Genomic DNA, 14,566 nt, shown 5'->3' with positions numbered 1-14,566 from the left:
CACCTATCCATTTACAAGTGCTTTTGCGGTGAGTTCATCTGTAATCAGGCCCGTTAACCGGCCGCTTTCAAGTACTGCTCTTAAAGGATCCACTTTTTTCGATCCGCCAGCAAGAGCAACAACCTCACCTGATATTTTCTCGCCAACAGATATCGCCAATGTTCTCGACGTGAGCATTGTTTCAAGCAGCTTACCCTCCCTACTGTAGAAGTGACCAAGCAGTTCGCCCACCCCACCTTTTTTAACTACTTCATTGATTTCGGATGCTTCAATCATTTCTGATTGGACGAGTTGTGTCTCTGGTCCAACAGTGCCTATACCGACAAGTTTCAATGTAGCACTTTGACCAATATCGAAGATATCCTTGACGCCTTTTTGAGCAAGCAATACTTGCCTATCTTCAGAGGTATTCGCAAAAAAAGGCACAGGGACAACATAAGCTTGAGCGCTCGTTTTTTCCGCGATCAGATGCATAACATCATGTGGATTAGCGGCAAAATTACGGGTTAAGCCGCCGAGTAAAGAAACAAATCGCGCGCCCTTGGTATCCACCCTTGGTAATTGTCTAATCGCTGCTGCCAGCGTACGTCCATGACCGATACCAATCAGTTTGTGGTCGCCCAATTCTAGATGCCGGCGAATGAAGTCTGCTCCTGCATTACCGAGCGCGCGCAATGGAAGATCATCGTTTTCGGTCAAGTGTGGCGCTACTTCGCATATATTCAAAGAGTACTTTTTGGCAAGCAGGTTGCCAAGCTCGATACACTCGATGATTTCATCATCGATGGAAACTTTCACAATTCCTTCTGAAACGGCGCGGGCGATCATTCGATGTGCCTTTACAGAAGGAACACCAAGTGTCTTTGCAACTTCGCTTTGCTTCAAGCCGCCCACGTAATGGAGCCATGCGGCCCGTACTGTCAGGCTTTTTTCCGAAGCTGATAATGTATTTCTCATATGCCCTTCCCGTAGCAGGCCTGTCTGTAAGTGGATGCAGCAAGTGCACCATCACAAGAAAGGGGCGCTGTTCGTACAGCACCCCATCCTGTCGTCAACCTGAATTTTCAGGATATTAATTGGACAGAGTAAATGGAGCTGAGTAGTTAGCTACATTTTCTGGTGTGATCAAAAGGCAATCAAACAGCTGCTTTTCTTCTGCAACTTTAGCTTTACCGTTCTTGATGTAGTAGTCAGCTTGACGAATTGCTTCTGCTGAGAAGACAGCAACAGGCTGAAGAACAGTGTAAGCCATTTCACCGTTCTTGATAGCGGCAACCGCATCAGGTGATCCGTCAAAACCACCAACAATTACGCCTTCAAGACGGTTTGCTTCCTTCAAAGCTGCAATCGCACCAAGAGCCATTTCATCATTACCAGAAATCACGGCATTGATTGTTGACTGGGCTTGCATAATGGACTGCATTTTATTGAAACCCTGTGTACGATCCCAGTTAGCAACTTCCTGTGCAACTTTTTCCAAACCAGAATACTGAGACAAAACAGTATTGTAACCGTTTGAACGGGTTGCAGCATTGTTATCAGAAGGATTACCGAAGAATTCAACATACTTCGTGCTGTCACCGACGAGTTCCTGCCAAGTCACGGCACCAAGTGCTGCACCTTGTGCGTTATTTGAAACAAGTTGAGCAACTGCGATGCCGCTTTCGTTGATTTCTGCGTTCACCAAAAAGACAGGGATTCCAGCTGCCTTAGCTTTTTTAACAACACCAATTGAACCATCAGCATTGGCTGGATCTAGAATGATCGCCTTAGCACCATTTGTAATGGCTGCATCAACAAGAGTTGCTTCTGTGTTTGTATCACCTTTGTGGGCGGCAACGGTTGCTGTATAGCCCAACTCTTCAGCGGTCTTCTTTGCAACTTCGCCTTCAGTAAACCAATATGGGTTTGCTGGATCATTGACGATGATGGAAATCAGTCCTTCAGCGTATGAGACTGAGGCAGTAGCCATCAACGGCAATGAAACCATAGCCGCTAATACGGCGCGTTTTGTAAGTTTAAACATTATATCCCTCCCTTGGGTTATGTGTGTGCCGAGTTATTTCGGCGGCTTGTCCCAAAGTGAAGTCCTTTCCTCCGGCCTCACTTTGAAATTCTCAGGTCTACGTGCTTTGACGTGTACCCCTATAAGTGATCGAGTTCAGCAAAACAGCCAAAACAATGACTGAGCCTGTGAAGACTGTCTGCCAGTAAACGGATACCCCGACGATGACCAAGCCATCGGACAAAAATACAATGACGAACGCCCCAAGAAGTGTGCCTTGAATCGTGCCCTTGCCGCCAGTCAGAGCAGCGCCACCGATAACGACGGCAGCAATGGCTGTGAGTTCATACGTCATGCCAGCTGTTGGGCCGGCCGATGTGAGCTGTGAACTGAGAATGATACCCGCAATAGCAGCACATACGCCGCTTAACATATAGACAATAATTTGTACGCGCTTAACGGGCACACCAGACAATTCTGCGGCGCGTTCATTACCACCTGATGCATAAAGCCAGCGGCCAAATGATGTTCTTGTGAGTAAAAATACAACTAGAATGGATACGGCTGCCAGCACGATCACACTAATCGGGATATTAAAAATTCGATTGAAGCCCAGCCAATCAAAACCGGTGTTGCCTAGTTCAGGTTTCCCGCCCAAGTTATTGAAGGTCAACCCGTTTGTCATCAAGAGCGCAATGCCACGCGCGACATATAAAGTACCCAATGTTGCGACAAAGGCAGGGACCTTGAGATAGGCGATGAGAATTCCATTGACCAAACCTACACCACCACCCACAGCTAGGGTTAGCAAGACCACAGCCCAAACCGGCAGATAGAGAATTACGCCAAGGGCTTCAAGCTCGATGCCTTGCATTAGAAAACCTGCAAAGACACCTGAAAGCGCGAGCGTTGATCCAACAGATAAGTCAATGCCACCATTAAGAATTACAAGAAGCATTCCAACTGCTAACAATCCAAAAATAGCGACGTGAGAAGACATAATAAGAAAATTGCCGACAGTGAAATACCGTGGCGACAGGAACGTAAAAACGGCAATAATGGCAATGAGTGCGAAGAATGCTCTTCCCTCTAGCAATAATTTCCAAATGTCTACTCTTACCATTTTCGTTTCCGTTCTTGATGATGTTTCAATCACATCATTCATCTTGTTATACTCATACCCCTTGGCGCCTTGGCCCCTTGGGTGACTAAAGCTTCCCCTAGGCGACCACTGCTTCGCCTGAAGCCGCCATAATTTCCGCCTTCGTTACATTGCCTTTGAATTCAGCCGATATTTTGCCCCGATGCATGACGATGACACGATGCGCGATAGACAAGCACTCACCCACTTCAGAGGTTGTGTAAATGACAGCCAAACCCTCTTTGGCTCGGTCTGAGAGCAAACGGAAGACTTCAGCCTTTGCCCCAATATCGATGCCACGGCTCGGTTCATCCAAAAGAATTACGCTCGGCCCAGTGGCCAACATCTTTCCAATGACAACCTTTTGCTGGTTGCCTCCAGACAAAGAGCTAATAGGCGCATTGGGACCATCTGTTTTAACCGTCACGGCCTTGATGGTCTTTTCAACAATCACGTCTTCCGCCGCGCGTGAAGTCAAAAAATTCTTGGTAAACTTGCCAATTGAAGCCAGAGACATATTCCGACCAACGCTCATTGTCTGAACAAGCCCGTCTCTCTGGCGATCTTCGGGAACCAGGCCAAGTCCAACTGCAATTCGTTCTGCAATGGAGAGATGGGAAATATTTTTTCCATGCAATAATATGTCGCCCGAAACGGGTTTTAACCGACCTGCGACTGTTTCCATCAGTTCGGTACGACCAGCACCCATCAAGCCATAAATACAGACAATTTCTCCAGCTTTCACATTGAGATTCAGTGTGTCGACCGACAATCCATTGCCCGAAGCATCAGCTACACAAAGCTCTTTTATTTCAAGCGCAGCACCCCCCATTTCATAACTGACTGGTGGAGACCCAAGGTTAAAATTGTCACCGACCATGTTCCGAACGATCCACTCGAGATCGATCATGGAACGCGGCGCATAAGCCGTCATATTTCCATCACGAAGAACCACAGCATGATCTGTAACCTGCAGAGCTTCCTCCAGATGGTGGGAGATGTAAACGATGGAAACACCGCGCGCCTTCAGGTCGCTTATTACTTTGAAAAGCACCTCAACTTCTGTTGCCGATAGTGCGGATGTTGGTTCATCCATAATCAGGATGCGTGAATTGACCGACAAGGCCCTTGCGATCTCTACGATTTGTTGTTGTCCTAGACGTAAATCTTCAACGAGGGTCAAAGGATCGATGTCCTCTTCAAGCTCTTCCATAAGGGCACGTGTTTGACGTTCTTCTTCCCGGAAATCAACGCCGCCGTAAGCGCCCTTGATTTCGCACCCCATAAAAATATTGTCACGAACATTCAAATTTGGAGCAAGGCTAAGTTCTTGATGAATAATAGAAATTCCAAGATCCTGAGCACGCACCGTTGATGTTAGATCAACGGGCTTGCCATCAAGCAGGATTTGGCCTGACGTTGGTTGATATACGCCAGACAAAATTTTCATCAATGTTGACTTGCCGGCACCATTTTCACCAAACAACGTTGTTACCTGTCCACGGTGAATATCAAAATTCACACCCTTTAAGGCATGAACAGATCCCCAATTTTTCTTCACATTACGAGCTGCCATCACAACTTCATCGGAATCTGGCTTATCTTGCGGAATATCAACAGATGTAGAATTAGGGATCATTGGACTGTGAACTCCACCGGCGTCACCAGCCAATTCTTTGGATTGATCATTTTAAAGGCGCCCACGATCGTCACTGTCTTACCCTTCAGGCTTTCTCGATCAAGAGTTGACAGTATCTCTGCACTCATGGCTTTGTTTATGCCTGCACCAACATTTTGATACTCTATCTGATTTTTGAATGCGCCAAATTCAATGTCGCCGGTAACATCTCTGAGCTCGGTCCCATTGATTGCTGGCCCGGATTGAACGCGGATTTTTGCGCCTTCCGGCATCCCCTCAACGGCTATAGTAAAGATACCAGATTTTCCTTCGTCAGCCACACCAACAAATCGCAGAGGAAAGATAGGGAACACGCCTGCTACGGTTGCAAATTTTTCAATAGTTGATTTTTTGTCTACGGCCAATTGAGACGCTAGCTTTGTTGCATCAACTGCGTTTTCCAGTACAAATTTTTGAATGCGCGGAAATTCGTCACGACCAAAATTGTCAGCAGAAAATGCCTGCTGCCTCGCATCTTGATCAGATCCAATCGTAACAACTGTTGTATCGATCGCTATAGCCGTCAAAAGGGCAATAATAGCCGCACCAGCAATAAACCATTTTTTCTTATTGCCTGATGTCAGACGATTGCCCTGCACAGATGAAGCCATCTATTTCCCTCCTTCATGCACGATTTGGCCTCGTGCTCTCCCCTCTTACGAACAATTCCCCCTAAAGCACTGCCTTCCATAGCTTGATCAGATCTTGATTTTAGGTAGCCTAATAATTATTTTAACTGTAATATTTGACGCTGTCTGCAAAAAAATACAGAAAGAATAAAAATATACTAAGTTGTGTGTCTAGACTGTTGCGGTGATATTTATCAAAAGTTTGCAAAAATTAGCTTTTAACAATACCAACAAGGCCAAAACTAACGAATTCAAAAAATGCTTTGTTAGGTGCTAGGCAAATATCTGAACGAAAGACGGAGGCTTACTGCCTACGCCAATGAGGAGGACATTGTGTCGGGATCACCGGACATCATAATTGGCGTCGATGCTGGAACATCCGTTATGAAGGCTGTCGCTTTTCAGCTAGACGGAACACAAATCGCGACTTCCGCTATTAAAAATAGTTATAAAACCAGTTCTAACGGCGCTGCAACACAGCCAATGGGCCGCACCTGGGATGATTGCGCATCTGCAATCCTAAGCCTTTCAGATAAAATTCCTGATCTGAAAAATAGAACCGCAGCAATAGCTGTAACAGGTCAAGGAGATGGCACATGGTTGATGGACAAATCCAACCAGCCTCTTACGGATGCATGGCTTTGGCTGGATGCGAGAGCTGCCCCGACAGTCGAGACGCTTAGCAAAGGCCCATTGGAGCGTGAACGATTTGAAGCAACTGGAACTGGATTAAACACATGCCAACAAGGCAGTCAGCTGGCTCATATGGAGCAATTTTTCCCCGATCTTATGGATCAGGCAGCTATTTCTTTCCATTGCAAGGATTGGCTATATTATTGTTTGACGGATGTGATCGCGACGGACCCGTCAGAAGCTAGTTTCACATTCGGAGATTTCAGAACTCGGCAGTATAGTGAGAATGTTATTTCTGCCCTTGGGCTATCAAGACGGCGTTATCTACTACCCGATATTCTAGATGGGACGAAAACAACTCACCCGCTTTCCAATGATGCCGCTAAAAAATGTGGTTTAAGGTCTGGAACACCGGTCAGTCTTGGTTATGTAGATATGATAATGACCGCACTTGGCGCTGGTATCTATACGGGCGAAGCGGGGGTTGCATGTTCCGCTCTTGGGTCGACTGGCGTTCATATGAAAGCTGTAAAGGCTGAGGCAGTAAAGCTCGGACAGGAACACACAGGTTATGTTTTATGTTTGCCGCATGAAGATATTGTTGCACAAACGCAGACAAATATGGCAGCAACACTCAATCTTGATTGGGTACTTGATCTCGGCGCGGACCTAGTCGGTCAATTTACAACCAAGCCAGACCACAATGAGATGTTGGCGCATGTTGGAGGCTGGATAGAAGCTGCCGAGCCATGCGCCCTCTTATATCATCCCTATATTTCTGAAGCCGGAGAGCGCGGCCCTTTTACAAATCCTGACGCCAGAGCTAGCTTCAATGGCATGTCCTCCAATACAGACTACGCCAACTTAGTCAGAAGTGTTGTTGAAGGTTTAGCCATGGCTGCTCGTGATTGCTATCAGGCAATGGGTGAGCTTCCTCGTGAAGTGCGGCTTACTGGCGGCGCAGCCAGATCAGAGGAACTAAGGCATATTCTTTCTGCGTCTCTCCAAGCACCCATTCGCAATTCTTCTCGTGATGAAGCTGGCGCTGCGGGAGCGGCTATGATGGCTGCAGTTGCTATTGGGGCATTTGATGACATGCACGCCTGTATCGATGTATGGGTCACTCCCCTATTGGGCCGTTCGGAATTTGCCGATCAAAAGGTGATAGACCAATACGACCAGTTATATGAAACCTACAAAGAGTGTCGTCAAAATATGAGCATGACCTGGTCAATGATGGCGCAAATCCGCCGTCAAAAAGATGAGGCATGAACATGTGCAAATCCAATAAGATAATAGGGTCGCACGAATGATGGAGCAAGAAATGAGTCAACAAGAAGTTGTCGATCTCTTCGTAATTGGTGGTGGCATCAACGGCACCGGCATCGCGCGCGACGCGGCGGGTCGGGGTTTAAAAGTTATTCTTTGCGAAAAAGACGATTTAGCGGAGGGAACATCTTCGCGCTCAGGAAAGCTCGTTCATGGTGGACTTCGTTATCTGGAGTATTATGAATTCAGACTGGTTCGCGAAGCGCTCATTGAACGTGAAGTACTTATGAACGCTGCTCCTCATATCATATGGCCACTCAGATTTGTTTTGCCTCACTCGCCAGAGGATAGGCCCGCATGGTTGGTGCGCCTCGGCCTGTTTTTATATGATCATTTAGGGGGGCGAAAGAAGTTACCGGGCACGCGCACGCTTGATCTTCATCGTGACCCAGAAGGCAACGTTATTGATGACAAGTACAAGCGTGGTTTTGAATATTCCGATTGCTGGGTTGATGATGCACGTTTGGTTGTTTTGAATGCATTGGACGCTTCCAACAAGGGTGCAACGGTGCTGACAAGGTCGCCTTGTCTTTCAGCAAGGCGCGAAGATGGAATGTGGATTGTAACCACAAACAATTCCATAACAGGCAAGCAGACCGAGTATAGGGCTAAAATTATTATAAACGCAGCCGGTCCATGGGTTGCGGACGTTATTACAAGAGTGGCCAGATCCAATTCTTCGCGCAATGTGCGGCTGGTCAAAGGTTCCCATATTATTGTTCCGAAATTCTGGGAGGGTGAGAACGCTTATTTGATTCAAAATCATGACAAGCGGGTTATTTTCATCAATCCCTATGAAGGCGATAAAGCGCTTATTGGTACGACCGATATTTCTTATGAAGGACGTGCCGAAGAGGTAAGCGTCGATGACGAAGAAGTAGATTATCTCATTGCAGCGGTTAATCGATATTTCAAGAAAAAGCTGACACTTGACGATGTCTTAGAGAAATATTCAGGTGTGCGTCCTTTGTTTGACGATGGCCAAGGCAATCCTTCGGCGGTAACACGGGATTACGTTTTCGATCTTGATGAGACGGGCGGCGCTCCAATTTTGAATATCTTTGGTGGAAAGATCACGACGTATCGCGAGTTGGCCGAGCGCGGCATTTCAAAAATCGGAAAATTCTTTCCAAATATGGGCAAAGAATGGACTGCCGAGGCGCCCTTACCGGGTGGTAATATGGAAAACGCCGATTACGATGCTTTTCGAAAAAAACTGAAGAAGAATTACCCATGGATGAGCCGCAGTCTTCGGCACCACTACGGACGTCTTTATGGAACACTCGTGACCGAGATTGTCGGAAATGCCCGTGATTTATCCGGTCTTGGACAGCACTTTGGTGCCGACCTCTATGAAGCAGAAGTGAGATACCTTGTTAAAAATGAATGGGCTTTGAGTGCTCAGGATATCTTATGGCGCAGAACAAAGCACCGGTTGCATTTGACAAAGAATGAGATCGAAAACTTTGAAAGATGGTTCGCGACAACACTTGAGGAGGCTGCATAATATGGATCTAACACTTTCATTGAATACTAACCCTCTGGTGAACAGATTTGCCGATATTGACGATTTGGTGGATACGGTTGCGAGCGAGCTGAAGATTAGGGATCTACAGCTTACGCATGAATTTATCAATCCGAGCTGGCAACCATCTACTATCCAGCGACTCACACGTCAGCTGGATCAGGCGTTGAACCGGACAGGTGTTAAAGTGACTTCGGGAATGACCGGCCCCTACGGACGGCTTAATCATTTCGGGCACCCTGATGCGGAAGTCAGACAATATTATGTTGATTGGTTTAAGACATTTGCAGATATAATCGCTGATGTTGGCGGAAAATCAGTGGGCACACAATTTGCGATTTTTACGTACAAAGATTTTGACGATCCATCGCGACGGGAAGAGCTGATAAAAATTGCAATTGACTGTTGGGCACAGGTTGCTGACCACGCCAAAGGTGCTGGATTAGAATATGTATTTTGGGAGCCTATGAGTGTGGGTCGTGAATTTGGCGAAACCATAGAGGCGTGCTTAGCGCTGCAAGAACAAATCTCTCGATCTGATATGGCCATACCAATGTGGATGATGGCCGATATTGATCACGGCGATGTCACGAGTGAAAATCCGGATGATTATGACCCTTATGCTTGGGCCCGAGCGGTTCCCAAGCTCAGCCCGATTATTCACATCAAACAAAGCTTGATGGATAAGGGCGGGCATCGGCCTTTCATCAAAGAGTTTAACGACAACGGTCAGATTCAACCAAAACCGTTGCTGGAAGCCTTTAAAGCAGGCGGCGCCGTGAACAATGAGATATGTCTTGAGCTAAGCTTCAAAGAGCGCGAGCCAAATGATAGACAAGTGGTAGAACAAATTGCTGAGAGTGTCGCGTTTTGGGCACCCCACATCGATAGTGGATCGAGCGATTTGAAAATCTAGATTGTGGACGTCAATATGGAAATGTCATTTCCATGGGCTCAACTACAGCAGGAAAAACTGACGAAAACGATCATTTACGCTTAGCAAGATAGTTAGTAGTAATGAAAAACTCATCTAGTTCCCTATATTTTGGTATTTCAATTAACCCAATCGGACTAATTCTAAACAGTTCAAATCCATTTTCTTGGAAGAAATACCAGAAGTCTCGAAAAAAGGTCCGTGTGTCGACATTACAACCACCAAACTCAAATTGAATGATCGATATATGATTTATTGCTTCACCAAATCCAGACAAAGCATCAAGTTCGTGACCTTCAATATCAATTTTACATATATCGATATGCTGTGAATTCAATTTAACTTTCCAATAGTCTTCAAATCGCAATGTTTGAATGCTTTCGGTGTTCTCAAAATCTATTCCAAAATGATCCAACCGCCGCTTTGTTAATGATGCAAGCCCGGAACCATCTTCGTTACTGTATAAAGTTGCATCTCCAATTTCGTTCGAGACAGCTGCTTGCTCTATTGTAACGTTTTGGTGGTTTGAAAACTTCTCAGTTAAAGCCTTTACATTGCTTTCCGCTGGCTCAAATATTACAATCCTACATTCAGCAAATTTGTTCATAATTTGTTGCGTGTAAGTGCCTTTATTTCCACCGATGTCGATGCATAATTTTGGCTCTTTATTGGAAAGTAAACTCACTGCTGATGCAAACTCTTTTTCAACAGTGCCGCTACCCCACCCTTTGCCTAATAGGTATGCTGCTTTACGCTCAATGAAAAATAGAAATTTATTCAACACTGTTATTTATCCCTTCAGGTAAAGCCCCCATCAGCTTTCAACTCGTCATAAGATTCCAGCTTAAGAAACAAGTGATCAATCCATTAATTCAATTAAATCAACTACCTATGCGTAAAAACTACTCCCACTCAATAGTGCCCGGTGGTTTGCTGGTGACATCATAGACCACGCGGTTGATGCCTTTGACTTCATTGATGATGCGAGTGGCGGCGCGGCCTAGGAAGTCCATCTCATAGGGATAAAAATCCGCCGTCATGCCATCAACGGATGTAACAGCACGAAGCGCACAGACAAACTCATAGGTGCGGCCATCGCCCATCACGCCAACGGTTTGAACCGGCAGAAGCACGGCAAAAGCCTGCCAAATTTTATCGTAAAGGCCAGCCTTTTTAATCTCATCGAGATAAACAGCATCGGCTTGACGCAATATCTCTAGTTTATCGCGGGTAATACCACCGGGACAACGGATTGCAAGGCCCGGTCCGGGAAACGGATGACGCCCGACGAAATGATCTGGAATACCCAGCTCACGGCCAAGTTCCCTCACCTCGTCTTTGAAGAGTTCGCGCAGAGGCTCAACAAGCCCCATGTTCATGCGCTCAGGAAGACCGCCGACGTTGTGGTGCGATTTGATGGTCACCGATGGACCACCCGTGAAGGAAACACTTTCAATCACATCAGGATAAAGCGTGCCTTGTGCCAAGAAATCAGCCCCGCCAAGCTTTTTCGCTTCGGCTTCAAAAACCTCAATAAACAAACGTCCAATGGTTTTGCGTTTTTTCTCAGGGTCGCTCTCGCCTTCAAGCTGGCCAATAAACAAATCAGCCACATCCACATGCACGAGCGGTATATTAAAATGGCCACGGAAGAGCGATACCACTTCCTCGCCTTCATTCATCCGCATCAAGCCATGATCGACAAAAATACAAGTGAGTTGCTCGCCGATCGCCTCATGGATAAGAACCGCCGCGACAGCGCTATCCACACCACCAGAAAGGCCACAGATCACGCGTTTATCGCCAACCTGTTCGCGAATAGCTGCCACCGCCTGTTCGCGATAAGCGCCCATGGTCCAATCGCCAGAACAGCCGCAGACTTTACCCACAAAGTTGGATAGGAGCTTTGCACCATCCAGCGTGTGCACCACTTCAGGGTGGAACATAAAGCCGTAATATTTTTTAGCCTCATTACCAAAAGCAGCAAAGGGCGCGTTTTCAGAAGTGGCATAGACTTCAAAACCATCTGGCAGCGCGTTTACGCGGTCGCCGTGGCTCATCCAGACCTGATGCTCCGCGCCATCGTCCCAAACGCCCTCAAACAACGCACATTGCTTTTTGACGCTTACTTGAGCGCGGCCAAACTCGCGATGGTCGGAACTTTCCGCCTCGCCGCCAAGCTGCACGCACATGGTCATCTGGCCATAGCAAATGCCAAGCACTGGCAAACCGCTATCAAAGATCACCTGCGGGGCGCGCGGGGCATCAATATCGGCTGTGGAGGCTGGGCCACCAGACAGGATGATGCCTTTGGGCTTAAGGCGATGAAAACCGTCTTCAGCTGATTGGAAAGGAATGATTTCGCAATAAACACCAGCTTCTCGCACACGGCGTGCGATGAGCTGTGTTACTTGTGAGCCGAAATCAACGATTAAAATGGTATCTGGGGAGCTATCACGTGTCATGTTTGGTGATTAATCCAACTGCGCTGCGATGACAACACGCTTATCGTTACTTTTGATAAAAAGCTAACTGTTAAGCGACCAAATCGCCGCATTTAGGACACCAGCAAAGGCGACCCAACCCGCATAGGGCAAAAATAACAAGGCAGCAGGTCGCGCAAAGCGCCATGTTGTGACGATGAACCCAATGATCGTTGCGAATAAAACAAGCAGCTCAATCAATGCCCAAAAGGGAGAATGCAAGCCAAAGAAAATATAAGACCAAAGGCCGTTCAGGCCCATTTGTGCAACCCAAAACAAAAAAGGCAGGCCCATTAGGCCCGCAATCCAAGCCTTAGCACCAGCCACAGCAATCAAGATATAAAGCAAGGTCCATGCGATTGGAAAAACCACATTAGGCGGATTAAACCACGGCTTTTCCAGCGCCTCATACCACGCGCCGGGGGGCGAGATAAGTGCGGATGTATAACCAATGAGAAAAGTGGCCGCAATAAAGGCCACATAAACCTTCCAGTGTCGCATCATTCTATGCCTGTTTTGATCGTATCAATAATCAGAACATAGCGCAGGTCTACATGATTGGAAGTTTATTTTGCCATATAATCAGCAAGTGAAATCAGAATGAAAAAATGCAACAGCACGATTGTTGAAAATAACCACAACGAAAGACCAGAATTGTTTGAATTCAACATGAAGCCTACTCCCTACTTATACCTTTAACGCCCCACAGCGTCTTCTTATCCCTCCTCATTTCTGCATTTTCCCCACAGTAAGAAGGCTGACCCTATTTACACACAAGGACGTTAGTGACGGGTTAGGAAGCGTGGTAAGCAAAAGCTTGATAGATGTGGTTTGGGAAAGGTTAACGGCGGGCTTTTTTAGAGACTAGCGCTACTCAGCCCGCCATAACACGCTGACGAAAAAGCCGTCTGTTCCTGTCGATGCTGGGGTCAATGTTACAGAATTTAAATCCGCTGACCATGGTTGTGGTTTGTCGAAGCCGTAAAGCTCTTGCCAGACTTCGCCCACTGACACAATTTCATACTCTGGATTGGTTTCGGCAAAGGTCAAAAGCTGCTGCTCGTTTTCTTCTGCTAACACCGAACATGTCACATAAATCAGATATCCACCGGGGCGCACATAGGTGGACGCCTCTTCGAGTACTGCTGCTTGTTCTTTTACACGCCTTGCTACAGCGCCCTCACTGAGTTTCCATTTGGATTCAGGATGGCGGCGCCAAGTGCCGCTGCCGGTGCAAGGCGCATCGACCAAGACACGATCCATGCGGCCAACCAGAGAAGCTAAACCCTCAACACCACTTTCCCCTTTAGGGGTATGAATCTGCACATTTTCGCAGCCTGCGCGCGTGACACGGTCATAGATCGGAGCCAAGCGAAATTTATCAGCATCAAAGGCATGGAGCTCACCCTTGTTCTGCATTGAGGCAGAAAGTGCCAGTGTTTTGCCGCCTGCGCCCGCACAATAATCGAGGATCTTATCGCCGGACCGCCCATAGACAAGATCAGCCGCAACTTGGCTTCCCTCATCTTGAATTTCAAACCAGCCTTTAATATAGCCCTCATCCGCCTGAAGGTTGGGCAGGCGCGATGGCCCGTAGCCTGGGTTAATCCGCAAGCCGTTTAGTGCCAGATTTGTTGGCACGGCCTTGTTGCGTGATAAAGCATCTTGGACCTTCTCACGCGTGGCTTTGAGCGTATTCACCCGAATATCAAGCGGAGGACGCATGGCAAAAGCTTGGCCTTCCGCAATCCATTCTTCTTCATAGGTTTCTTGAAACTTTTTAGCTATCCAGTCTGACAGATCAGCCTGCACAGCCTCGGGCGCATCGCTCAAATTACGCGTGCTATATGCGGTGTTTTTAGCATCACTCAGCTTGGGCGGAGCGAATTTGTCACCGTCTAGCTCAAGCGCTAATGTTTCGGCTGTATAACCCCAGTCTGTATAGATGGCAGAATAAGCAAGGCTTGCGGCACTGTCGTCATCCATTCTCCATGCCAGCGAGCGGCGTTTTCTGAAAACATCATAGACCAGATTGCCAATGGCCGCGCGATCACCGGAGCCTGCAAAGCGATGACTGTTGCCCCAGTCTTTCAGCGCTTCCGAAATCGGGCGCTTGCGCTCTTCAACTTCTTTAATCACAGCAATAGCTGCATCAATTCGTCCACCAAGGCGCATCAAAACGATCCCAAATAAAATTACATATAGCTAA

General features: G+C 47.1%; 12 protein-coding genes. 3 read left to right on the top strand and 9 right to left on the bottom strand.

The features are described 5' to 3' along the window. Positions 1-3: 3 nt before the first annotated feature. The 5 genes from ABJ081_08475 to ABJ081_08455 form a co-directional block, all read right to left on the bottom strand. Positions 4-957 (bottom strand): sugar-binding transcriptional regulator, encoded by a 954-nt coding sequence (locus ABJ081_08475; protein ID MEP6356704.1) that lies wholly within the window; start codon positions 955-957, stop codon positions 4-6. A 115-nt stretch (positions 958-1,072) separates the two neighbouring features. Continuing rightward, complete coding sequence (locus ABJ081_08470; protein ID MEP6356703.1) at positions 1,073-2,026, bottom strand: D-ribose ABC transporter substrate-binding protein; 954 nt, start codon at positions 2,024-2,026, stop codon at positions 1,073-1,075. A 97-nt stretch (positions 2,027-2,123) separates the two neighbouring features. Beyond that, the gene (locus tag ABJ081_08465) at positions 2,124-3,128 is read right to left on the bottom strand and encodes an ABC transporter permease (protein MEP6356702.1); all 1,005 of its coding nucleotides are present in this window, start codon (positions 3,126-3,128) and stop codon (positions 2,124-2,126) included. A 97-nt stretch (positions 3,129-3,225) separates the two neighbouring features. Next, the gene (locus tag ABJ081_08460; GenBank protein MEP6356701.1) at positions 3,226-4,785 is read right to left on the bottom strand and encodes a sugar ABC transporter ATP-binding protein; all 1,560 of its coding nucleotides are present in this window, start codon (positions 4,783-4,785) and stop codon (positions 3,226-3,228) included. Continuing rightward, positions 4,782-5,435 (bottom strand): DUF2291 domain-containing protein, encoded by a 654-nt coding sequence (locus ABJ081_08455; GenBank protein ID MEP6356700.1) that lies wholly within the window; start codon positions 5,433-5,435, stop codon positions 4,782-4,784. Before ABJ081_08455 ends, ABJ081_08460 begins: the two co-directional genes overlap by 4 nt. A gap of 351 nt (positions 5,436-5,786) precedes the next feature. Here ABJ081_08455 and ABJ081_08450 point away from each other — a divergent pair, with 351 nt between their 5' ends. Genes ABJ081_08450 through ABJ081_08440 form a run of 3 tightly spaced genes read left to right on the top strand, consistent with a single transcriptional unit; the run spans position 5,787 to position 9,856 of the window. Next, on the top strand, positions 5,787-7,358 hold the full coding sequence (locus ABJ081_08450; protein ID MEP6356699.1) for an FGGY-family carbohydrate kinase: 1,572 nt from the start codon (positions 5,787-5,789) through the stop codon (positions 7,356-7,358). Between the two features lie 52 nt (positions 7,359-7,410). Continuing rightward, entirely contained in the window at positions 7,411-8,922 is a 1,512-nt protein-coding gene (locus ABJ081_08445) for a glycerol-3-phosphate dehydrogenase (GenBank protein MEP6356698.1), read from the top strand. Between the two features lies 1 nt (position 8,923). Next, the gene (locus tag ABJ081_08440; protein ID MEP6356697.1) at positions 8,924-9,856 is read left to right on the top strand and encodes a TIM barrel protein; all 933 of its coding nucleotides are present in this window, start codon (positions 8,924-8,926) and stop codon (positions 9,854-9,856) included. Between the two features lie 70 nt (positions 9,857-9,926). Here ABJ081_08440 and ABJ081_08435 read toward each other — a convergent pair whose 3' ends face one another. From ABJ081_08435 to ABJ081_08420, 4 genes are all read right to left on the bottom strand, one after another. Further along, the gene (locus tag ABJ081_08435) at positions 9,927-10,658 is read right to left on the bottom strand and encodes an FkbM family methyltransferase (protein MEP6356696.1); all 732 of its coding nucleotides are present in this window, start codon (positions 10,656-10,658) and stop codon (positions 9,927-9,929) included. 118 nt (positions 10,659-10,776) lie between these two features. Continuing rightward, positions 10,777-12,339, bottom strand: a complete 1,563-nt coding sequence (gene guaA, locus ABJ081_08430; GenBank protein MEP6356695.1) for a glutamine-hydrolyzing GMP synthase — start codon at positions 12,337-12,339, stop codon at positions 10,777-10,779. Positions 12,340-12,402: 63 nt separating this feature from the next. Further along, positions 12,403-12,861, bottom strand: a complete 459-nt coding sequence (locus tag ABJ081_08425) for a TspO/MBR family protein (protein ID MEP6356694.1) — start codon at positions 12,859-12,861, stop codon at positions 12,403-12,405. A 366-nt stretch (positions 12,862-13,227) separates the two neighbouring features. Continuing rightward, positions 13,228-14,532 (bottom strand): RsmB/NOP family class I SAM-dependent RNA methyltransferase, encoded by a 1,305-nt coding sequence (locus tag ABJ081_08420; protein MEP6356693.1) that lies wholly within the window; start codon positions 14,530-14,532, stop codon positions 13,228-13,230. Positions 14,533-14,566 lie beyond the last annotated feature (34 nt).

The sequence above is a fragment of the Hyphomicrobiales bacterium genome (genome assembly GCA_039989895.1).
Classification (GTDB): Bacteria; Pseudomonadota; Alphaproteobacteria; order Rhizobiales; family JACESI01; genus JACESI01.
This window is presented reverse-complemented; position numbering and strand designations above follow the sequence as displayed.